Below are 21,464 nucleotides of genomic sequence, written 5' to 3'. Positions count from 1 at the left end.
GATATTGCCCGATGGCGCTACGCTTATCGGGCCTACAAGTCACGTGCATCAGTAGGCCGGATAAGACGCTTTGCGTCGCCATCCGGCATCTTCCACTCTTACTTCTCCTGCGGCGTTAGCTGCTCCATCGCCTGCTTAATGCTGCGTTCTATCACCGCCCGACGGGTATCATTGGCCGGTAATAATTTCAGCATCATCTCCCATGCCGCAACCGCCTCGCCAAAGCGCTGCTGTTCAAAAGCGTTAAACGCATACATGCTGAGAACCCGCACGTTGGCATGTTCGCCACGTACCAACTGGCGTAGCAGCTCCCCTCCCCGACGGTTATCATCAGGATCGGAAGAACGGGTCAGCGCTTCCGCATAGCCCAGCGCAGCATCGCTGTTTTTCGGATCCAGTCGATAAGCATTGGCATAGGCTTCAGTGGCCGTACTGGCGTTACCAAGTACCATGCCAATGCGCCCAAGCATGATCCAACCTTCAACGTTGGTAGGATCGGCTTGTAAGCGAGTGCGCAGACCCAACGCCAGACGCGTCATATCTTCTTCATTGAGCGGATCAGCTTTTGGATCCAACGCCCGCTCCAGCAGCGCCGGAGCCTGAGCGGTGGCCTGTTGCCAGACCTGAACCTGCTTATAGTTGCCGGTTTCATAATAGCTCACCGCACCCACGACCAGCGCCACCACGATGCCGGGCACAAACAACCCGAATCCACCGCGCTTGCCATCCGGGATAACGTCATCAGGAAACTCTTCCTGTTTCACCCGGACACGTCGGCGAGTACGGGCGAAAATAATCCAGCCACCCAGACCAATCGCGACCACCGGCATCACCCACAAAAGCACAGTAAGCGGCGTCAACGGCGGATCGTAAGTGACGAAGTTGCCGTAGCGCGCCACCATGTAGTCGACAATCTCTTTCTGACTTTTTCCTTCCTGCATCAGTTCGTACACTTTCTGACGCAGGTCGGTGGCAATCATCGAGTTAGAATCGGCAATACTGTTGTTCTGACATTTAGGACAGCGCAACTGTTCGGTAAGCTGACGGAACTGCTGCTCCTGCGCTTCATCCTTAAACTGCATCACATCGATGGTCGCAAGCGCGGATCCCGAGATAACCAGCATCAGCAGGCCCAGTAAAAATCTCATTGCGCAGCCTCCTTACTGTACTTATCCCACAACGGTTTGATCTCGCTCTCCCACACCCTGGCATTCAAATCACCGGCGTGGCGATAGCGAATAATACCGTTACCGTCGATCAGGAACGTCTCCGGCGCGCCGTACACGCCAAGATCCAGACCAAGCATACCGTCGCCGTCAAACAGGCTTAATGAGTAAGGATTGCCCAGCTCCTTCAACCAGACAATGGCTTTCTGACGATCGTCTTTATAGTTCAGACCCACTACCCGCACGCCCTGCGCAGACAGCTGATTCAGGTACTGATGTTCGGCGCGACAGGTCGGACACCAAGTCGCCCAGACGTTCAGCAGTACCGGTTTGCCCTGGGTCAGCACATCGGCCTGATAATGCTGACCCGGATTTTCCAGCGACTCCAGGCGGAATGTCGGAACGGGTTTGCCGATCAGCGCCGACTCCAGATTAGTGGGATCGTCCCCCTGAGCGTTACGCGCCAGCTGCCACAGCAGCGCCGCCGCAATGATCAGAAAAATAATAAACGGAATTAACAGTGCGTTGCGCTTCATACAGCCTCCGACGCATTTTTTTGCACCGCGGCGCGAGGACGCGTGCGCTGACGATAGCGTGGATCAAACAGGCAGAACAATCCGCCCAGCGCCATCAGCAATCCTCCGGCCCAAATCCAGCGAATAAACGGTTTGTAGTACAAACGCACAGCCCATGCGCCGTTATCCAGTTCTTCACCCAGCGCAGCGTACAGATCGCGTGTGAATCCGCCGTCAATTGCCGCTTCGGTCATCATCGAACTGGTGCTGTTATAGAAGCGTTTTTCCGCATGCAGCGTGGCTTCTGGTTTACCATCTCGGGTAACGCCAATAATGGCGACACCGCCCCGGTAGTTAGGTCCGGTAATATCTTTCACTTCGCGGAACGTGAACTGATAGTTATGGATACTGACGCTATCACCTGCCTTCATGCGCACATCGCGTTCAACACTGTAGTTCTGGCTAAAGGCAATACCGACAATAGTAATCGCCAGCCCAACGTGGCCCGACACCATGCCCCAATAGCTTGGTGTTAACTTCGTTCCGCGGGAAACACGCAGGAACGCTTCGGACACCGCCAGCACAAATATCCAGCATGCCATCGCCAGACCCACCACCGTCATAGCGGCAATGCGATCCTCAAACAGCCACGGCAGCAGCAGCGACATAACAAGCGTGGTGACAAACGCGACAAGCAATAGTGTTTTCAGCTTACGCGGTCGGTCACGGCCCCAACGCACTAATGGCCCTATTCCCAGCAACAGCGCGAACGGTGCCATCAGCCAGGTAAACATGGTGTTGAAGAACGGCTCGCCAATCGAAATGCTACCCAGCCCCAGCTGTTTGTGCACCAGCGGCAGCAGCGTACCCAATAGCACCACCAGCATGGCGGCAATCAGCAGAACGTTGTTGCCTAACAGCAGAGATTCACGCGACCACAGCGCGTTGTTTACCCGTGAGCGGACCTTGTGACCGCGAACCGCAAACAGCAGCAAGGAGCCACCAATCACTAATACCATAAAGGCCAGAATAAACATCCCGCGCGACGGATCGGAGGCAAAAGCATGCACCGACACCAGCACGCCGGAGCGCACCAGGAAAGTCCCCAACAGGCAAAGCGAGAAGGCGCAGATTGACAGCAGCAGCGTCCAGGCTTTAAAGCTGGCACGCTGTTCGGTGACCGACAACGAGTGCATCAGCGCCGTTCCCACCAGCCATGGCATAAACGAGGCGTTTTCAACTGGATCCCAGAACCACCAGCCGCCCCAGCCCAGCTCGTAATAGGCCCAGGCGGAACCGAGCACAATACCCAGCGTCAGGAACACCCACGCCGCCAGCGTCCACGGACGCGAAAAACGGGCGAAGGTACTGTCCAGTCGGCCACTCATCAACGCGGCAATCGCAAACGCAAAGGCCACGGAGAAACCGACATACCCCATGTACAGCAACGGCGGATGGAAAATCAGCCCAGGATCCTGCAACAGCGGGTTCAGGTCGCGCCCTTCAATAGGGAAGTTGGGCAACGTACGGGCAAATGGATTGGAGGTAAACAGAATAAACAGCAGAAAGCCAACGCTGACCATCCCCATCACCGCCAGCACGCGGGCGACGATGTCCAGCGGCATACGCTGGCTGAATGCCGCAACGGCGAACGTCCAGCCGCTCATCAGCAGCACCCACAGCAGCAGAGAGCCTTCATGCGCGCCCCAGGTTGCTGCCACCCGATACCAGACCGGAAGCTGGGTATTGGAATTACTGGCGACGTAGGTGACGGTAAAGTCATTAACCACGAAGGCGTTGACCAGAATCAGGAACGCCCCCATCACGCAGATAAACAAAACCCAGGCAAAGGGCCGCGCGGAAGCCATCATCCGCACATCGCCGCGCGCTACGCCCCACAGCGGATAGACCGACAGCAGTAACGCCACGCCTAGCGCAAGGCACAACAGCGCATTGCCAATTTCAGGCATCATGACGTTTTATCCTTATACACGCTTTCCGGACGACGATGGTTTTCCTGCATCGCTTTTTCAACTTCCGGCGGGGTGTAATTTTCATCATGTTTGGCCAGAACCTCTTTGGCCAGTACATGATTTCCCTCGTCCAGTTCGCCCTGAACAACAACACCCTGCCCTTCGCGGAACAGATCCGGCAGAATACCTTCATAGGTTACATCCACTACACCTTCGGCGTCATAGATGCTGAAATTCACCTTCAACGACTGCGGATCGCGCTTTACGCTACCGGGCATCACCATACCGCCCACGCGCAGGCGCTGACCGACTTCAGGCATCTGCTGCGTTTCGCGCTTACCGTAGAGTATCTCTCCCGGCGTATAGAACAGGTCAATATTGGAACGCAGCGCATAAAGCACCAGCGTAATGGTCAAAGCCAGACCCGCCAGTACCGCACAGGCTATCCATAACCGATTTTTACGTCGAATATTCACGCCGCCTCCCGTTGCACTTGCGCCGCACGCATACGTGCTTCTCTCGCCCGCTGCTGCGCTACACCGCGTAAAATTGCGCGATGCTGTAACGTGGAATGCACTACCAGCACCACCAGCGGGATAACACTCATCGCTACGGCAAGCCAGACATACAAGGCGTAGCCGCCCATCGCGAAAAAATCACTCCATGATGCAAATGCAGGGGTCATTGGCGGCCTCTTTTTAAGATCAGTTCGCTCACCCACGGGCGGCGTTTTTCCATCATCAAAATCAGGTTACGCATGCGCATCAGCGCCAGCGTGACAAACAGTAACAGGTAGCCGACGATCGCCAGACGCAGCGGCGTACGCATTGCCGGATCGATGCTTTGCTGCATGCGGGTAGAACCCTGATGCAGCGTATTCCACCACTCAACCGAGTAGTGGATAATCGGTAAGTTGACCACGCCAATCAGCACCAGAATACCGGCGGCACGACCTGCCAGACGGCGGTCGTCAAAGGCATGCCACAGCGCAATGGCGCCAACGTAGAGAAACAGCAGCACCAGTTCAGAGGTGAGTCGGGCATCCCAAACCCACCAGGTTCCCCACATCGGCTTGCCCCATGCGGAACCTGTCACCAGCGCAATAAAGGTAAACACTGCACCAATCGGCGCCATCGCAGCCAGCGCCAGATTGGCCATTTTCATCTGCCAGACCAGGCCGATAAACGCGGCAACGGCCATCGAGGCGTAAATGCCCATCGACCAGATTGCCGCCGGAACGTGCAGATAAATAATGCGATAGCTCTGCCCCTGCTGATAGTCTGCAGGGGCAAAACCAAAGCCCCAAACCCATCCCGTTATCAGTACCACCGCGCTGGCAATCGCCAGCCACGGGATAAACCAGCCACAGATCTGATAGAGCCGAGGGGGCATCGCCAATTGATGAAGTGTTTTCCACATAGTTCAGTCACCAGACTCCATAAATTAAAATCCGTTGTGCCGGAGCGCCTTGCCCGGCCTGCACATCTAATTCTCGTTACTGCACGCTTATCCGTAACGCCGCGGCTGTGGCAAACGGGCTTAACGTGGCGCTGCCGACCAGCAACGCCCCCAGAATCGCCATGTACCCTTCAACCGGTAAGTGCATAGAGGCCGCATCCATCGCGGCGGTCGCAAAAATCAGTAAGGGTATGGTGAGCGGGAGTACCAGCACGCTTAACAGCACGCCGCCGCGCTTTAAGCCCACCGTCAACCCCACGCCCGGCGCGCCGAGAAAACCCAGCGTCGGCGTTCCGAGTAACAAGGTCAGCGCCATAATTTTCCAGCCGTACATATCCATGCCCAGCAACAGCGCCACCAGCGGCGAGAGGATCAGCAGCGGCAGACCTGTCACGACCCAGTGCGCCATCACTTTCGCCAGCACCACGGCCGGTAGCGGTAACGGCAGCAGCATCAGTTGCTCAAGGCTGCCATCCTGTAAGTCATCACGAAATAGCCGTTCCAGCGCCAGCAATGACGCCAGTAGCGCCGCAACCCAGATGATGCCCGGCGCTATGCGCGCCAGCAGCTGTGGCTCCGGCCCAATACTCAGGGGGAACAGCGTAATAACAATCAGGAAGAACCATAAAGGATTAGCAATTTCCGCACTATGACGAAACGCAACTCGCAGTTCTAAACGAAAGATTCGCCACATCATTGCGTTGCCCTCTCACTGGTCAGCGCAATACGTCGCACTTTATCGGTTTCAACATTGAGCGGTTGGTGGGTGGTGAGAATAACAATACCGCCCTGCTCCGTATGCTGCGCCATACGCTGAGTCAGTCGCTCAACACCGTTCACATCAATGGCGGTAAAGGGTTCATCGAGGATCCACAGTCGGGCGCGGGTCAGCCACAAACGGGCCAGCGCCACGCGCCGCTGTTGTCCGGCGGAAAGTTGGTTCACTGGGATATCTTCATATCCGGCAAGTCCCGCCTGCGCCAGCGCAGCCAGACACTGCGCGATGTCGCCGTCATGATGGAAGAAACGCAGGTTCTCCAACGCCGAAAGCCGGGTTTTTATCCCCGGCTGATGTCCAATCCACAGTAGTTGCTGATGGTAGCTGTCCCGCACGTGATGCAGCGGTTGCTCTTGCCAGCAAACCTCCCCTGCGTCGGGACGCGCCAGCCCGGTAAGCAACCGCAGCAGAGTGGTTTTCCCTGCGCCGTTGCTGCCGGTAATTTGTACCCATTCCCCTGCGTTGACGCGAAATGACAACTCGCTGAACAGTATTCTGTCATCCCGCTCGCAAAGTAATTCTCTGGCTTCAAGCATACCTGGTTATCTACATCCTGTTAAAAGCCCGGTTTGACTTCACGCATATCAGGCAGTTTGTGCGCTATCCCTTTATGGCAGTCAATACAGGTTTGCCCGTCTTTCACGGCCTGGTCGTGCATTTTGGCCGCGACGCCTTTCTGGGCGGTTAAATCCATAAACTCGAAGTTGTGACAGTTTCGACACTCTTGCGAATTGTTATCTTTCATACGCCGCCACTCATTTTGCCCCATCGTTAAACGATGATCTTCAAATTTCTGCGGTGTATCTATTAACCCCAGTGCTTTCGCGTACAGCTCTTTACTGGCCTTGATCTTACGGATCATTTTCGGGCCCCACTCGTGTGGGACGTGGCAATCAGGGCAAGTCGCTCGCACACCACTGCGGTTGTTGTAGTGTACGGTTTCCATGTATTCCTGGTACACCGTATTGCGCATTTCGTGACAGCTAATGCAGAACTCTTCTGTATTGGCCTTTTCCATACCGGTATTAAAGCCGCCCCAGAAAATAATGCCGCCCACAAAGCCGATTAACAACAGCGTGCCGAGCGCCAGACGGCTGGGGCGACGCCACCATTGCCAGACGCGCTTAATCCAGCCTGGTTTACGGTTAGAATTTTCCATAATGACCTCTTATTTCCCGTAACCTTTCGAGGGGGTGAAGGTATTTTCAACAATCGGCGCGGCGTCAGCCTGTGGAACGTGACATTGCAGGCAGAAATAACGACGCGGCGCAACCTCAGCCAATACCTTGCCGTCGCTGTCCATAAAGTGCGTCGGGCTGATGCGCGGCGCACCGGTGGTGCGATAGCTTTCCACACCGTGGCATTGCAGGCAGCGGTTAGTGTTCGTCGTCACCTGATACCCTTCAACGCTATGCGGAACCATCGGCGGCTGATTCACATAGTTCAGCGGCATGCGCTCTTGCTCTTTCGGCATGCGAATCGCCCCTTCCTGTGTTCCTGAGACTTCCGGTGACTGGCTCAGATCCACTCCGTTTGCAGCCCAAACTGCCCCACTGACTAGCAAGGCCAGCGCGGCCATCCATTGACTCAGCGCTTTAATCAGGTCATGGCTTTTCATGATTTCGCTCCCGAACTCCATCGTGTTGTTATTGTAAAAACATCCTCAGAACAGACATCCACACAGCGACCGCAGGCCATGCAATCGCGACTGGTTACCTGCACCGGACTTTGCTCATCCAGCACCGGCGCACGTAGCACATGCGGTTCCGGGCAAACATGAAAACAATCCATACAGCGGTTACATCTGTTACGTTCTTTTGCCGAAACGGTTAATGCACCTTTGCTTCCCACCACGCTATACAGCGCACCCAGTGGGCAGAGATGCCCGCACCAGCCATGCTCAACGACCAGTAAATCAAATAAAAACAGCGCGAGGATCAGCAACGCTCCGCTACCGAATCCCATTACCAGGCTACGTCCCAGCAAAGAAACCGGGTTTATCCACTCCCACAGCAGCGTACCAGTCAGCGCTGAACCGACCAGAATGACCACCAGCAGGACGTACCGTATATGGCGCGGCAGGGTCGCAGACTGATTCAGGTCAAACCTTCTGCGCAGCCAGCTGGCTAAATCGGTGACCGGGTTCATGGGACAAACCCAACTGCAAAACAGTCGCTTACCGGCCAGGGCATACAGCACCGTAATGATGGCTGCCCCCGTTAACGCCACCGTCGCCGGCAGATGCCCGCTGGCAAGGCTTTGCAGAGTAATCAGCGGATCGGTGAATGGGATAGCGTCCAGCAACAGGCTGCTACTGTAGTTGCCATGCAGGATCCAAACACCAAGCCACGGGCCGCTAAGGAACATCGCCAGTATCAGAAACTGACTCAGACGACGCAGCAGCAGCCAACGATGACTCTTCCACCATCCTTTTTTTGCCTGCGCTTCACGCCCGGCATCACGTTTACGATTTGCCATTGTTCCCCTCCAGCCAACCGAAGCGGTAATGGTGTCCTAACTCCCCTTTCGCCAGCGACAACGGCAGCACTTTTATTGCTGGCTGCTCCAGTACGCAGACTTTTTCGCATTTCCCGCAGCCGGTACAGGCATCGCTGTGCAAGGTAGGAATAAACCGCGCATGTTTGCCGGTACGCATGTTACGGTCCAGCTCCAGGGTGATCGCCTCATCGATTTTCGGGCACTCGCGATAGCAAACGTCACAGCGTAATCCCTGATAGTTGAGGCAGTTTTCGTGATCCAGCAGTACCGCCAGCCCCATACGCGAATCGTCAATGGATTCAATTTCTCTGTCCAACGCGCCGCTGGGGCAGACTTTGGCGCACGGAATGTCCTCACACATTTCGCAGGGAATATCACGGGCGATGAAATATGGCGTACCAGCCGCCAGCCCGGAGGCCAGCGTCGCCAGCTTCAGCGTGTCATACGGACATGCCTGAACGCACTGACCGCAACGTACGCAAGCGCTGGCAAATGCCTCCTCGCTCAGTGCACCTGGCGGGCGCAACCGCACGCCGGTTGCGCGTGCGGTTTGTTGTTGCAACCCCAGCGCCACGCCAACGACGGCCAGCCCGCCCGCTGCGCGAACCATATCGCGCAGAAAGCGGCGGCGGCCATTTTGGGGTTTTGCTGACCGGGACATAACGCGTTACACCTTCGCCAGTTTCACGGCGCACTTCTTGAAATCCGTCTCTTTGGAGAGCGGATCCGTCGCATCCAGCGTCAGGTTGTTAACCAGCTGTGCGGCGTCGAAGAACGGCATGTACACCAGCCCCTGCGGCGGACGGTTACGACCGCGTGTTTCAACAATCGAAATCACTTCGCCACGACGGGAAATCACTTTGACCTTATCGCCACGACGCAGATCGCGTGCTTTTGCATCCAGCGGGTGGATAAACAGCACGGCTTCCGGGAAAGCGCGGTGCAGTTCAGGCACACGACGCGTCATACTGCCGGTATGCCAGTGTTCCAGAACACGTCCGGTGGATAGCCACAGGTCATATTCTTTATCCGGCGCTTCAGCAGCAGGCTCAAACGGCAGCGCGAAGATAACCGCTTTACCGTCCGGTTTACCGTAGAACTTGTAGCTTTCACCTGCTTTCACGTAAGGGTCGTTGCCTTCGCTGTAGCGCCACTGGGTCTCTTTGCCTTCGACGACCGGCCAGCGTAAACCGCGGGCTTTGTGGTAATCGTCAAATGGCGCAAGGTCATGCCCGTGACCGCGACCAAACCAGGCGTACTCTTCGAACAACCCTTTTTGCAGATAGAAGCCCAGCTCGCGGGATTCATCATTCAGTTGATCTTCAGCCAGTTCAGTCACCGGGAATTTTGTCACTGCTGGCGTGGCAAACAGCACGTCATACAGCGTTTTGCCACGCAGCTCCGGTTTTTGTGCCAACAGCTCTTCGGGCCACACTTCTTCTGTTTTGAAGCGACGAGAGAACTGCACCAGTTGCCACAGATCCGACTTCGATTCGCCCGGTGCTTTAATCTGCTGACGCCAGAACTGTGTACGGCGTTCAGCGTTACCGTAGGCACCTTCTTTCTCTACCCACATCGCAGTCGGCAGGATTAGGTCAGCAGACAAGGCGCTGACCGTCGGGTACGGATCGGAGACGATGATGAAGTTGCGCGGATCGCGCCAGCCCGGCATACGCTCCTCATTGATGTTCGGACCAGCCTGCATGTTGTTGGTACACATCGCCCAGTAGACATTGAGCTTGCCATCTTTCAGCGCGCGGTCTTGTGCCACGGCGTGCAGACCGATTTTTGCCGGAATGGTCCCTGACGGAATATTCCAGTGCTTCTCGCAGATATCGCGGTGTTTTTCGTTTGTCACCACCATGTCCGCAGGCAGACGATGGGAGAATGTACCGACTTCACGCGCGGTGCCGCATGCGGAAGGCTGGCCGGTCAGAGAGAACGGGCCGCAGCCTGGCTGGGAGATTTTGCCAGTCAGCAAGTGCAGGTTATAGACCAGGTTGTTAGCCCATACGCCGCGGGTGTGCTGGTTAAAGCCCATCGTCCAGTAGGAGATGACTTTTTTCTTCGGATCGGCATACAGCTGTGCCAGCTGTTCCAACTGATCTTTTGGTACGCCGGTCATTTCGGCGGTTTTATCCAGCGTGTACTCAGCAACGAAGGCTTTGTAATCCTCAAAGCTCATCGGTTCAGAGGCATCGGATCCCGGGTTTTTCGCCGCTTTTTCCAGCGGATGGGTCGGACGCAAACCGTAGCCGATGTCCGTCACGCCTTTACGCAGGTTGACGTGCTTGCTAAAGAAATCCTGGTTAATCGCATTGTTTTGAATGATGTAGTTCGCGATGTAGTTGAGGATCACCAGATCGGTTTGCGGCGTGAAGACCATACCGTTATCCGCCAGCTCAAAGCTGCGGTGCTGGAAAGTGGAGAGAACTGCGACGTTGACGTTAGGATCGGACAGACGACGGTTGGTGATGCGCGACCACAGGATCGGGTGCATCTCTGCCATATTCGCGCCCCACAGGACGAAGGCGTCTGCATGTTCGATATCGTCATAGCAGCCCATCGGTTCATCCATACCGAAGGTACGCATGAAGCCGACTACCGCTGAGGCCATGCAGTGACGTGCGTTCGGGTCGATGTTATTGGAACGGAAACCCGCTTTAAACAATTTGGCAGCGGCATAACCTTCCCAAATCGTCCACTGGCCAGAGCCGAACATGCCGATAGATTCCGGGCCTTTCTCTTTCATCGACGTTTTGAATTTCTCTTCCATCACGTCAAAAGCCTGGTCCCAGCTAATCGGGGTGAACTCGCCTTCTTTGTGATATTTGCCGTCTTTCATGCGCAGCATCGGCTGCGTTAAACGGTCTTTCCCGTACATGATTTTCGGCAGGAAGTAACCTTTGATGCAGTTAAGCCCACGGTTAACCGGCGCATCCGGATCGCCCTGGCATGCCACAACACGCCCTTGCTGCGTTCCGACCAATACGCCGCAGCCCGTCCCGCAAAAACGGCACGGGGCTTTGTCCCATTTGATGGCTTCTTGCTGACCGACTACCGCGCGGGCAACGCCCGGCACGCTTAACCCGGCAGCCGCCGCAGCGGCCGCAACGGCGTTAGCTTTCATAAAGCTACGACGACTGAGTTTCATGGTGTTTCCTCACCTTGCTCATCCTGCTGGTGATAAACCAGCGACACCGCCAGCACGCCCGCAACGTTGCGCACTGACTCAATTGTTTTCATTAGCGTTTCACTTTGCTCAGCTTCCACCACCACAATCAACTGACCACTTTCCACATCGCTGAGGGCAACTTCGCAACCGGGAAAGGAACGCAACTGCGTGGCGATATCGTTGATATGCTGGCTTTTGGCCTGAACGACCAGGCTGCAGACCTGCCAGTTATTGTCCATGGTTGTACTCCGCGTTAATGGCTGATACCGGGCAGATAGCGACACAGGCGCCACATCCGTTACAGTCCTGATTGTCGAGCTGCGGCTGATAAATGCCGGACAGCGTGGGGCGAAAGGTTATTGCCATGGGCTCACAGCTATCCTGACAGCGGTGACATTCAACGGACTGATGTGCGAGACAGTTTTCCCCAATCGTAAAGTTCAGATCCCATGCCCTGGTGTGGCGCGGAAGAAAAAGTGATTCGGGACAGGCTTCTGCGCAGGCATAGCAAAAGCTGCACTCGCCGTGTTTGAAATTTACGCTCGGGTAACCACCCTGGCCTCGCTGCAGGATGTCGGTTTCGCACGCCTGGATGCAGGCGTCACAACGGAGGCAATGGGCCAGAAAGTGAGAGTCTTCCTTGCTCCACGGCGGACGGATCCCTGCGCTGGCGTTTCGCCAACTGCCTGTCAACATGCCTCGACGGGATAAATCAACCATGACATTGTCCTTCCATAATGACGCCCTCCCTCGGCGGGTTGAACGACATAAAAAACTGCACTATTTATGAGTAGTTATTTTTAGCCGTAAGATATTTCAGGATGTGTTAGAGGTGCATACCCCAATTGGGGTAAATGCTGTTGCCGGATCAAAGGAGTGTTGAGTTGGCGGGAAAAAATGCGCTTTTGCTCACATTTCAATGAGTTATATAGCCATGTATATAGCGATCAAATAGCAAGAGAATAATCTTACATTTAAGATGATTCTTAGAATATATCGCTACATTGAACGTAAATCATTGCTAGATACACTTAAAATATAAGTAAATACAGATTAATTGATGATGCGAATATGTTAACCTGCCCCAGACTCGTTCAAAAGACAGAAGAAAGGAAACACTGTGAACAATAAGATGAAGACAATTGTCCCTGCCGTACTTTTCGCCGCCTTTGCCAGCACCTCTGCATGGGCTGCCAGTAACGAAGCCGGCGCTCAACCGCTGGAAAAAGTCGCCCCTTATCCTAAGGCGGAAAAGGGTATGAAGCGCCAGGTTATCCAGCTTACCCCTGAGAAAGATGAATCTACTCTGAAAGTAGAACTGCTGATCGGACAAACGCTGGAAGTTGACTGCAACCAACACCGCCTTGGTGGCGAACTGGACAGCAAAACGCTGGAAGGTTGGGGATATGACTACTACGTCTTCGACAAAGTCACATCTCCGGTTTCAACCATGATGGCCTGCCCGGACGGTAAGAAAGAGAAGAAATTCATTACTGCGTATCTGGGTGATGACGGCATGCTCCGTTACAACAGCAAGCTGCCGATTGTGGTCTACACCCCGGAAAACGTGGACGTTAAATACCGTATCTGGAAAGCAGAAGATAAAATTCAGGACGCAGTCGCGCGCTAAGTCAGGATGTGCCGGATGGCGGCGTACCGCCTTATCCGGCCTACAGACGCATAAAACAGGCCGGATAAGCGCAGCGCCATCCGGCATTGTATTTACAGTGCGATATCCGCGACGGCTTTCTGTTCAGGCTGCGGTTGTGCCTGAGGTTTCAGCTGTGGTTTCGGTGCTTCATCAGCAACCTGCGGCTTGTCATATTTCAGACCCAGAACCTCACTGGTGTACTGCAACTCTTGTTCCGTAGCCTCAACGTTACCGTTCAGCTTAGTACCATAAGACGGAATGATGGTTTTCAGCTTCGCCTGCCACTCGGGGCTGGCCACTTTATCTTTAAACACTTTTTCCATCAGATGCAGCATGATCGGTGCCGCGGTTGATGCGCCCGGAGAAGCTCCCAGCAGCGCAGCAATCGTGCCTTCTTTATCGCTGACGACTTCAGTACCCAGACGCAACACGCCGCCCTTCTCCGCATCGCTTTTGATGATCTGCACACGCTGGCCCGCCTGCCATAAACGCCAGTCTTCTTTTTTCGCCTGCGGATAGTACTCTTGCAGCGCAGCAAAACGGTCGTCGTCGCTGAGCATCACCTGGCTCACCAGATATTTCACCAGATCGAAGTTATCCAGACCCACGTTGACCATCGGCATAAAGTTCGACGTGGTGGTCGAGCTGAGCAGATCCCACAATGAACCGTTTTTCAGGAACTTGGTGGAGAATGTCGCGAATGGCCCAAACAGCACAACGCGCTTGCCATCAAGGATACGCGTGTCGATGTGCGGTACGGACATCGGCGGCGCGCCAACGGAGGCCTGACCGTACACTTTCGCCAGGTGGCGGTTGACTACGTCCGGATTGTCCGCAACCAGGAACTGCCCGCCCACCGGGAATCCGGCATAGCCTTTCGCTTCCGGAATGTCGGTTTCCTGCAACAGCTTCAGCGCAGCGCCACCGGCACCGATAAAGACAAACTTCGCCTTGATATCATGTTCCGCTTCGTTATTTTTCAGATCGGCAACCGTGACCGTCCAGCTATTGTCGGCATTACGCTTAAAACCGCGCACTTCGGTGCTCAACTGCAGCGCAAAGTTGGGCTTTTTCTGCAATGAGGTAATCAACTGGCGCGTGATTTCGCCGTAGTTCACGTCAGTACCAATCTCGGTACGCGTTGCTGCGACTTTCTGTTTTGGATCACGACCTTCCATGACCAGCGGCGCCCACTCTTTAATCTGCGCGTGATCTTCAGAATAACGCATACCGCGGAATAACGTGCTCTGTTGCAATGCGGCGTAACGGGCACGCAGGAAGTTGACGTTCTCGTCACCCCAGACAAAACTCATGTGCGGAACGGTAGTGATAAACGAGCGTGGTTCATGCATCACGCCATTATTAACCTGATATGCCCAAAACTGGCGGGAAATCTGGAAGGCTTCGTTAATTTCGACTGCCTTTTCAATGCTGATGCTACCGTCGGCCTTTTTAGGCGTGTAGTTCAGCTCCATCAGTGCGGAGTGTCCCGTTCCGGCGTTATTCCAGCCATTTGAGCTTTCCTGCGCTACACCATCCAGTCGCTCAACCATGGTCATTGACCATTGCGGCTCCAGCTCCTGTAAATAGGTTCCCAGCGTGGCGCTCATGATGCCGCCGCCAATCAACAGTACATCCGTTTCCTGCTCTTCCGCCGCTTTCGCTTTTGCCGCCATCGAGACAACATTCAGCCCTACAGCCATGGTGAAGAGCATGGCAGTCACTTTTTTCATAATGTTAATGCCTTACTTTTAGTATCGCTTTTTTGCTTTTAATGCAGGTGAAAATCGAGCGGCATCAACGGTAACACTTAAGTAAAAATAATTAAATATTGTTTATAAATTATATTTAATTTTTAAAGATGTTATAAATACGTTGATATTTTATAGGGTTATTGGCAATAATTTCTGGAAACCGGCCCGGCAGACGGGTACTATGCTGCGCTTTGCTATTCACCGCACGGATGCCTGTCGGTCTGCTGTATCAGGCCATTTTTGACCTGAGTGTAACTATGTCTGCAACTCAACATTCCTCTGTCGCAGTCGCGGAAAACGCGGCTCGAGCCGTGCTCCGCCAACCCCGTCTGCTGGTTCGCGAAACACTGGCCGGTGTGGTAACCGCCCTGGCGCTGATCCCGGAAGTGATCTCGTTTTCCGTTATCGCAGGCGTTGATCCTAAAGCCAGTCTGATCGCCTCCGTCGTACTGTGCCTGGCGATGTCCTTTTTAGGTGGTCGTCCCGCAATGGTTACCGCCGCTGCAGGATCGGTTGCGCTGGTGATTGGTCCGATGGTGCATCAACACGGCGTGCAATACATCCTGCCTGCAGTGGTGCTGGCCGGGATGATTCAAATCCTGTTTGGTGTATTGGGAATGGCACGTCTGATGCGATTCATCCCTACGGCCGTGATGACCGGATTTGTCAACGCACTAGGTATTTTGATTTTCTTTGCCCAGGTCCCTCATTTCTGGGGGAAAAGCCCGCTCATCTGGGAGCTGTTTGTCCTGACGCTGCTGATTGTGCTGTGGGTTCCGCGATTTATTAAAGCAATCCCCGCACCGCTTATCGCCATCGTGCTGCTGACCGTGTTCACTGTCACCAGTGGGCAACTGTTACCGACCGTCGGTGACGAAGGTTCGATGAGCGGCGGCCTGCCGGGTTTCACCCAGTTGTTGGTTCCGCTCAACCTGCAAACGCTGGCGATTATCTGGCCCTGCGCGCTGAGTATCGCTTTTGTTGGTTTGATGGAGTCGCTGTTAACCGCCCGTCTGGTGGATGACCTGACGGTGACGCCGTCGAATAAGAATCGCGAGAGTGCCGGGCTGGGGATAGCCAATATTCTGGCCGGATTTTATGGCGGCATCGCCGGGTGCGCGATGATTGGTCAAACCATCGTTAACGTCGAGATGGGCAAAGGACGCAGCCGCGTCTCGACGGTTGCCGCCGGACTGGTATTACTACTGTTAGTCACTGGGTTAAGCGAAGTGATGGCAGAAATACCCATGTCGGTGCTGGCGGGAATTATGGTGATTGTGGCGGTAAAAACCTTCAGTTGGCACAGCATCCAGCCCGCCACGCTGAGGAAACTCCCCATCACTGAAACGCTGGTGATGCTGATGACCGTCGCTGCCACGGTGTCCACCGGCAACCTGGCGATTGGCGTGGTTGCCGGGGTGATGGCAATGCTCATTCTGCCACGTATCGTCAGAGGCAAACGCGCGACTACATCAGAAACAGCGTTGCCAGACCGAGAAAAATAAAGAATCCCCCGGTATCGGTGATAGCCGTAATCATCACGCTCGAGCCGACCGCCGGGTCGCGCCCGAGCTTCACCATCGTCATCGGAATGATGACCCCCATTAATGCTGCCATCAACAAATTAAGCATCATCGCCAGGGTCATTACTCCGCCGAGCGCCATGTCATCGTACAGCCACCAGGTAATACCGCCCATAATTCCGCCCCATACGAGGCCATTAATCACTGCCACGCCCATTTCGCGCAGGATCAAAAACGTCAGGTTCCCCGGCTGAATATTTTGTAGCGCCAGCGCTCGAACGATCATGGTGATGGTTTGATTCCCGGTATTGCCGCCAATTCCCGCCACAATTGGCATCAGCGAGGCCAGCGCCACCAGTTGCGAAATCGTATGTTCAAAACCGTCGATCACCCGCGAGGCGATAAAGGCGGTACAGAGGTTAACGGCCAGCCACGCCCAACGGGTTTTTACCGCTTTGGTAACGGGCGCAAACACATCCTCTCCGGCGCTTAAGCCCCCCATTCGACGCAAATCGGTATCAGTTTCTTCATAAACCACATCGACGATCTCATCGATAGTTAAGCGGCCCATCAGCTTGCCTGAAGGGTCAACGACTGCAGCACTGACCAGGTCGTCACGTTCGAAGGTACGTGCAGCGTTTTCAGCGATATCGTCCGGAGAAAAGGTGAGCGGGTCATCTTCCATCACCTCGCTGACTTTGTGTTGCACATCATTGAGCAGAATACAGGTTAGCGTCAATTCGCCAACCAGCACTTTATTGCGATCGGTCACGAAGAGTTTATCGGTGTTCTCCGGCATTTTGCCCAACCGTCGCAGGTAGCGTTGCACCACTTCCAGCGTCACGTCCGGACGCACGGTGATGACTTCGAACTCCATAATCGCGCCGACGCGATTCTTCTCGTAATGCATTACCTGGCGGACACGCGCCCGCTCTTCGGCTGGTAACGTCGCCAGCAACCGTCCAGTGAGGTTACGCGGGAGATGCTGCACCAGATAAATCTGTTCATCGATATCGAGATATTGCAGCGCATCCAGTATTTCGCGGTCACTCATCTCATCGATCAGGTCGTCCCAGACGTTTTCAGACGCCTCAAGCAGGACGTTACCACGCTTTTCACTTTCGACCAGTCGCCACAGGGCGTGACGCTCTTCTGAAGGTAATGCTTCGAGGGTATCGGCTAAATCGGGAGGCGGCAGGTGGGCGACCAGCGCCCCTACCTCAGCAATATCGTCGGCTAACGTACCGACGTCATATTGCTCAGCCAGGGTAAGCTTGCCCAACAGTGTTGAAATAATGGCTTTATCAGTGGTCAGCAGCCAGATAAGGCGCGCACGCTCTTCATCACGCAGCCTGGCGCTGTTTTTGTTTATTACGGACATTAATCATAAATCCATGATATGAAATATCATTAATCATGATGCCGATTTATGTAAATAACAATAAACAGTGCCGCCGGGTGGCTAAAAAACCGGCGGCACGTGGGATCAGGCTGTGCGAGCCACCGCGTCACGCGAGGCGGCTTCACGTTCATCGCCCAGCAGTTCACTCAACTGTCCGTTACGCATTTCCAGCAGACGATCGGCGTGAATAAAATAGTGATCGTCGTGGCTAATGGCGAAAATGGTTTTGCCCATTTCCTGCATCAAAGGCAATAGCACCTGATAGAACTCCCGGCGGAAATGGGGATCCTGATCGGCAGCCCATTCGTCCAGCAGAATGATGTCGCGCTCCTCCGCCAGAGCCAGCAGCAGCGCCACGCGTTTCTTCTGCCCTTTCGACAGTTTCAGATTGAGGATACGGCCATCGCTCAGCTCCAGCTTGTGCCCCATCTTCAGATGTTCCAGCCACTTCGCAACCAACTGCGGATTAGCCTCTTTACCTTCCGGCCCCAGCAGTTTGTCGAACAGCCAGACGTCAGTAAACACGGCGGAGAATAGCTTGCGGTAGTCTTCCGGTTTTTCAACGGCAACGGCCTTACCATCAAGCAATATTTCGCCTGACTGCGGCTGGTATAGACCGGTCAGTAACATCGCCAGCGTAGATTTCCCGCTACCGTTACCGCCAATCAGAAAGATCAGTTCACCGCGATGAATCGTCAGATTCACTGGTCCAACGGAGAAGGCGTTATCCTGATAGTGGAATACCACGTTACGTAACTCCAGCGTCTGCCAGTTCGGAAACGCATTTGGACGCGGGAATTCGGCCTTAAAGGGCGCAAGGGCAAACCTGTTCAGCTTGTTGAAGGCCACCTGCGCGGTGAGCAGCGTCGGTAGCGCGCCAACGGCAGAGAGCAGCGGCGTGCGCAGGAATAACAGCGTCAGCGAATAGGTCGCCGCTACGGCGGTATCGGCCCATCCCAGACTGTTAGCCATCCAGAACACCAGGCCAATGGCGCCCAGCATCATAATGTTCGACCAGTTGACCGCGCTCAGGTGGAAAGTATCGGCGCGAATAATATGGTGACGGTACTCTTTGGCATCCGGGACATACATCTGATTAAAGATATGCTCGGCACGCTCACGGTTGAGCGTCAGCTCTTTGCGCCCTTCCAGCACCGTTTGATAATCGTTGTACAACTTATCTTCAGTTTCGCGCAAGGTAGCCATGTGTTTATACACCCGCGCCACCAGCACAAATCCGCCCCAGATGGTGATTGCCATCCAGATTGCCGTCACCAGCAGCATTTTAGTCGACAGCATCGCCAGATACGCCGCCGATCCGACGGTCAGGATAATCCCCTGTACCAGCTCAGGCAGGCGGACAAAGGCGATGGTGATGTTGCGGATGTCGCTGGTTAAACCCGCCAGCAACGAGGCGCTGCCAAGCTGTTCGATACGCTCGACGTGGGTGTCCAGAATCCGTTTGATAAATTCGCTACGCAGTCGGTAGACAAAGTGGTGTCCCAGCGTGGTGAGCGCCAGTTGTGAACCGAGGGTGACGGCCATCAATAACAGCAGCAGGCCAAGAAACTCCGGTAGCACCATCAGCGTGGTGTCGACCGTTTCAATCAAACGCTGGTTGATAAACGCAATCAGCCCAATCCCCAACGCGGCGCTGGCGAGGCTGAGCGCCATCACGCTGATAAATGGCCAGCGATACTGCCGCCAGACAAGAAGTAAAAGTTCCATGCGAACAACCCGGGCAAGTAATAACAGCCCGCAGTTTAAACATCTCTTCGCTGACAGCAATAATAATTCTTATTTTTATTCTTTTTTACCTGCCTGACGAAACGTCAGATTGTAACGACAGTCTCCGGTCAACGGATGATACCCCGTTTTAAGCGGCTGGATCCCATGATAAAACAGCCGCGAATTACCGCCCCACACCACGACATCGCCATGCTCCAGCAGCAAACGCTTTAAAGGGTCATTACGGCGCAATCCGCCAAATTGAAAGATGGCCGGTAGCCCCAGCGATACAGAGACAATCGGCGCCCGCAGGTCGGGCTCGTCTTTATCCTGATGTAAGGACAGTTTTGCCCCTGGCGTGTAGCGGTTAATCAGGCAGGCATCGGGTTGAAAATCAGCATAGCCCGCCACCGTCGCCGCCTGTTGACACAGGTCAGCAAATGCATCCGGCAGCGGCGGCCAGTGCACGCCGGTGAGTGGATCAAACGGAGAATAAAGATAGCCATGCTGATCCGTCGTCCAGCCCAGATGGCCGCAGTTGGTCATTGCCACCGACATCGTATAGCCGCCGGGCGTTACCATCTGACGAAACGGCGACTGTCTGGCGACAGCCGCTATCGCCTGCAGTAAAGTGGGTGCAGAGTCAAAAGCGAAACGTCGCAGAATAACCGCACCTGAAGCCAGCGGCTCCTGCCAGGGTTTAGCATCCGCAAAAAGATCGAGCATTATGTTTCCTCACCAGTAGTTTCCCGTTGCAGTAACTGCGTCTTGCGCGCAATACCCCATCGGTAGCCCGAAAGTGCGCCATCACCACGGATCACCCGGTGACACGGTATAACAATCGCCAGTTTGTTGGCCCCACAGGCACTGGCCACCGCGCGTACCGCCTTCGGTTTGCCGATGGCGCTGGCCAGCTGTTGGTAGCTCATTGTTTCGCCGCACGGAATTGCGCGCAGCGCCTGCCACACCTGCTGCTGAAATGCGGTGCCCCGGATATCCAGGGGTAGCGATAGCGACGCGTCACGCGAGTTGATCGCGGCGATCACTTCGCGCACGCGCTGCTGAAAATCGGCATCTGCAGGAACATCCTGCGCGGCGGGAAACAGCTCATGCAGATCCGCAACTAACGTGGCGTCATCATCACCAAGTAAGATCGCACAGATACCCCGCTCGCTTTCTGCCACCAGACAACGACCCAGAGCGCAATCTGCGAGGGTATAGCGTACAAAAACGTTGTCGCCACCTTTACGAAATTGCTTTGCGGTCATGCCTAATGTCTGATCCGCTTTGCGGTAATAGCTGCTGCTGTCGGGGAATCCGGCGTTGAGAATCGCCTGCGTAACCGGAACACCTTTCGCCAGAGCATCGCGCAGACGGCGGGCACGCCAGGACTGCTGCCACGCTTTCGGGGTCATGCCTGTCGTAGCTTTGAACAAGCGATGTAAGTGATACGGGCTCATTGCCACCTGTTGTGCCAGCTCGTCCAGCGTAAGAGGTGACTCTTGCTCCAACAACTGGCAGGCGCGGGCAATTTTGTCCAGTCGATGCTGTTGCGCGCTGTCTTTATCCGGCTGGCAGCGCTTACAGGGGCGAAACCCGGCAGCCTGCGCCTGCTGAGCATCAGAGAAAAAGCGGACATTTTTGCGCAGCGCATGTTTTGCCCGACAGGACGGACGGCAGAAAATACCGGTGGTCTGGACGGCAAAAACAAAATGACCGTCGGCGTCGGCGTCACGGGCCAAAACGGACTGCCAACGGTCATCGTCAGTGATGCGTAAACGATTTTTCATTTCGGACTCCTTTGTTAAGCATAGCGCTTAGCGTCAGTGTGTCCCCACAGGC

At 54.8% G+C, this 21,464-nt stretch carries 21 protein-coding genes and 1 pseudogene; 2 read left to right on the top strand and 20 right to left on the bottom strand.

From position 1 onward, the window contains the following. Nucleotides 1-98 precede the first annotated feature (98 nt). The 15 genes from GFB57_RS12280 to napF all read right to left on the bottom strand — a co-directional run bounded on the left by GFB57_RS12280 (nucleotide 99) and on the right by napF (nucleotide 12,284). A complete protein-coding gene (locus tag GFB57_RS12280) occupies nucleotides 99-1,148 on the bottom strand; it encodes a cytochrome c-type biogenesis protein CcmH (RefSeq protein ID WP_003027521.1) in 1,050 nt (349 codons plus the stop codon). Beyond that, the gene (dsbE, locus tag GFB57_RS12275) at nucleotides 1,145-1,702 is read right to left on the bottom strand and encodes a thiol:disulfide interchange protein DsbE (RefSeq protein ID WP_003027524.1); all 558 of its coding nucleotides are present in this window, start codon (nucleotides 1,700-1,702) and stop codon (nucleotides 1,145-1,147) included. Before dsbE ends, GFB57_RS12280 begins: the two co-directional genes overlap by 4 nt. Further along, the gene (locus tag GFB57_RS12270; protein ID WP_003027529.1) at nucleotides 1,699-3,654 is read right to left on the bottom strand and encodes a heme lyase CcmF/NrfE family subunit; all 1,956 of its coding nucleotides are present in this window, start codon (nucleotides 3,652-3,654) and stop codon (nucleotides 1,699-1,701) included. Before GFB57_RS12270 ends, dsbE begins: the two co-directional genes overlap by 4 nt. After that, nucleotides 3,651-4,130, bottom strand: coding sequence for a cytochrome c maturation protein CcmE (gene ccmE / locus GFB57_RS12265; RefSeq protein ID WP_003027533.1), 480 nt, complete (start codon nucleotides 4,128-4,130; stop codon nucleotides 3,651-3,653). The genes GFB57_RS12270 and ccmE overlap by 4 nt, the downstream gene beginning before the upstream one ends. Then, nucleotides 4,127-4,339 (bottom strand): heme exporter protein CcmD, encoded by a 213-nt coding sequence (gene ccmD, locus GFB57_RS12260; protein WP_003027536.1) that lies wholly within the window; start codon nucleotides 4,337-4,339, stop codon nucleotides 4,127-4,129. Before ccmD ends, ccmE begins: the two co-directional genes overlap by 4 nt. Next, on the bottom strand, nucleotides 4,336-5,073 hold the full coding sequence (locus GFB57_RS12255) for a heme ABC transporter permease (RefSeq protein ID WP_003027538.1): 738 nt from the start codon (nucleotides 5,071-5,073) through the stop codon (nucleotides 4,336-4,338). The genes ccmD and GFB57_RS12255 overlap by 4 nt, the downstream gene beginning before the upstream one ends. 76 nt (nucleotides 5,074-5,149) lie before the next feature. Then, entirely contained in the window at nucleotides 5,150-5,809 is a 660-nt protein-coding gene (ccmB, locus tag GFB57_RS12250) for a heme exporter protein CcmB (RefSeq protein WP_003027542.1), read from the bottom strand. Further along, a complete protein-coding gene (ccmA, locus tag GFB57_RS12245) occupies nucleotides 5,806-6,426 on the bottom strand; it encodes a cytochrome c biogenesis heme-transporting ATPase CcmA (protein WP_003027545.1) in 621 nt (206 codons plus the stop codon). The genes ccmB and ccmA overlap by 4 nt, the downstream gene beginning before the upstream one ends. A 20-nt stretch (nucleotides 6,427-6,446) precedes the next feature. Next, entirely contained in the window at nucleotides 6,447-7,049 is a 603-nt protein-coding gene (napC, locus tag GFB57_RS12240; protein ID WP_290366799.1) for a cytochrome c-type protein NapC, read from the bottom strand. Between the two features lie 9 nt (nucleotides 7,050-7,058). Next, a complete protein-coding gene (napB, locus tag GFB57_RS12235) occupies nucleotides 7,059-7,508 on the bottom strand; it encodes a nitrate reductase cytochrome c-type subunit (protein WP_003027550.1) in 450 nt (149 codons plus the stop codon). Next, the gene (gene napH / locus GFB57_RS12230; RefSeq protein ID WP_003027552.1) at nucleotides 7,505-8,368 is read right to left on the bottom strand and encodes a quinol dehydrogenase ferredoxin subunit NapH; all 864 of its coding nucleotides are present in this window, start codon (nucleotides 8,366-8,368) and stop codon (nucleotides 7,505-7,507) included. Before napH ends, napB begins: the two co-directional genes overlap by 4 nt. Then, nucleotides 8,355-9,050, bottom strand: a complete 696-nt coding sequence (napG, locus tag GFB57_RS12225) for a ferredoxin-type protein NapG (protein ID WP_290366798.1) — start codon at nucleotides 9,048-9,050, stop codon at nucleotides 8,355-8,357. The genes napH and napG overlap by 14 nt, the downstream gene beginning before the upstream one ends. A 6-nt stretch (nucleotides 9,051-9,056) precedes the next feature. Further along, nucleotides 9,057-11,543: a nitrate reductase catalytic subunit NapA gene (gene napA / locus GFB57_RS12220; RefSeq protein ID WP_003027558.1), complete on the bottom strand. Its 2,487-nt coding sequence runs from the start codon at nucleotides 11,541-11,543 to the stop codon at nucleotides 9,057-9,059. Beyond that, the gene (napD, locus tag GFB57_RS12215) at nucleotides 11,540-11,803 is read right to left on the bottom strand and encodes a chaperone NapD (protein ID WP_003027560.1); all 264 of its coding nucleotides are present in this window, start codon (nucleotides 11,801-11,803) and stop codon (nucleotides 11,540-11,542) included. Before napD ends, napA begins: the two co-directional genes overlap by 4 nt. Beyond that, entirely contained in the window at nucleotides 11,793-12,284 is a 492-nt protein-coding gene (gene napF, locus GFB57_RS12210; RefSeq protein WP_003027564.1) for a ferredoxin-type protein NapF, read from the bottom strand. The genes napD and napF overlap by 11 nt, the downstream gene beginning before the upstream one ends. A 412-nt stretch (nucleotides 12,285-12,696) precedes the next feature. Between napF and eco the strand changes: the two genes are divergently transcribed. Beyond that, the gene (eco, locus tag GFB57_RS12205) at nucleotides 12,697-13,194 is read left to right on the top strand and encodes a serine protease inhibitor ecotin (protein WP_003027568.1); all 498 of its coding nucleotides are present in this window, start codon (nucleotides 12,697-12,699) and stop codon (nucleotides 13,192-13,194) included. Between the two features lie 92 nt (nucleotides 13,195-13,286). Here eco and mqo read toward each other — a convergent pair whose 3' ends face one another. Beyond that, complete coding sequence (gene mqo / locus GFB57_RS12200; RefSeq protein WP_003027571.1) at nucleotides 13,287-14,948, bottom strand: malate dehydrogenase (quinone); 1,662 nt, start codon at nucleotides 14,946-14,948, stop codon at nucleotides 13,287-13,289. 278 nt (nucleotides 14,949-15,226) lie between these two features. Between mqo and GFB57_RS12195 the strand changes: the two genes are divergently transcribed. Further along, a complete protein-coding gene (locus tag GFB57_RS12195; RefSeq protein WP_003027573.1) occupies nucleotides 15,227-16,474 on the top strand; it encodes a SulP family inorganic anion transporter in 1,248 nt (415 codons plus the stop codon). Here the strand turns inward: GFB57_RS12195 and mgtE are convergent. The 4 genes and pseudogenes from mgtE to ada all read right to left on the bottom strand — a co-directional run bounded on the left by mgtE (nucleotide 16,437) and on the right by ada (nucleotide 21,412). Further along, entirely contained in the window at nucleotides 16,437-17,873 is a 1,437-nt protein-coding gene (mgtE, locus tag GFB57_RS12190; RefSeq protein WP_290366797.1) for a magnesium transporter, read from the bottom strand. The genes GFB57_RS12195 and mgtE overlap by 38 nt on opposite strands. Before the next feature lie 105 nt (nucleotides 17,874-17,978). Next, complete coding sequence (locus GFB57_RS12185) at nucleotides 17,979-19,622, bottom strand: multidrug ABC transporter permease/ATP-binding protein (RefSeq protein ID WP_003027580.1); 1,644 nt, start codon at nucleotides 19,620-19,622, stop codon at nucleotides 17,979-17,981. Between the two features lie 35 nt (nucleotides 19,623-19,657). Further along, nucleotides 19,658-20,348, bottom strand: a pseudogene (alkB, locus tag GFB57_RS12180) (DNA oxidative demethylase AlkB). Then, nucleotides 20,348-21,412 carry a bifunctional DNA-binding transcriptional regulator/O6-methylguanine-DNA methyltransferase Ada gene (gene ada / locus GFB57_RS12175; RefSeq protein WP_003027584.1) on the bottom strand — a complete coding sequence of 355 codons (1,065 nt, stop codon included), beginning with the start codon at nucleotides 21,410-21,412 and terminating at the stop codon, nucleotides 20,348-20,350. Before ada ends, alkB begins: the two are co-directional and overlap by 1 nt. Nucleotides 21,413-21,464: the final 52 nt, after the last annotated feature.

Origin of the sequence: Citrobacter sp. S39, assembly GCF_009495675.1 — a bacterium.
GTDB lineage: Bacteria > Pseudomonadota > Gammaproteobacteria > Enterobacterales > Enterobacteriaceae > Citrobacter > Citrobacter freundii.
Note: the sequence above shows the minus strand (reverse complement) of the source record. Positions and strands in the feature narration are given on the sequence as shown.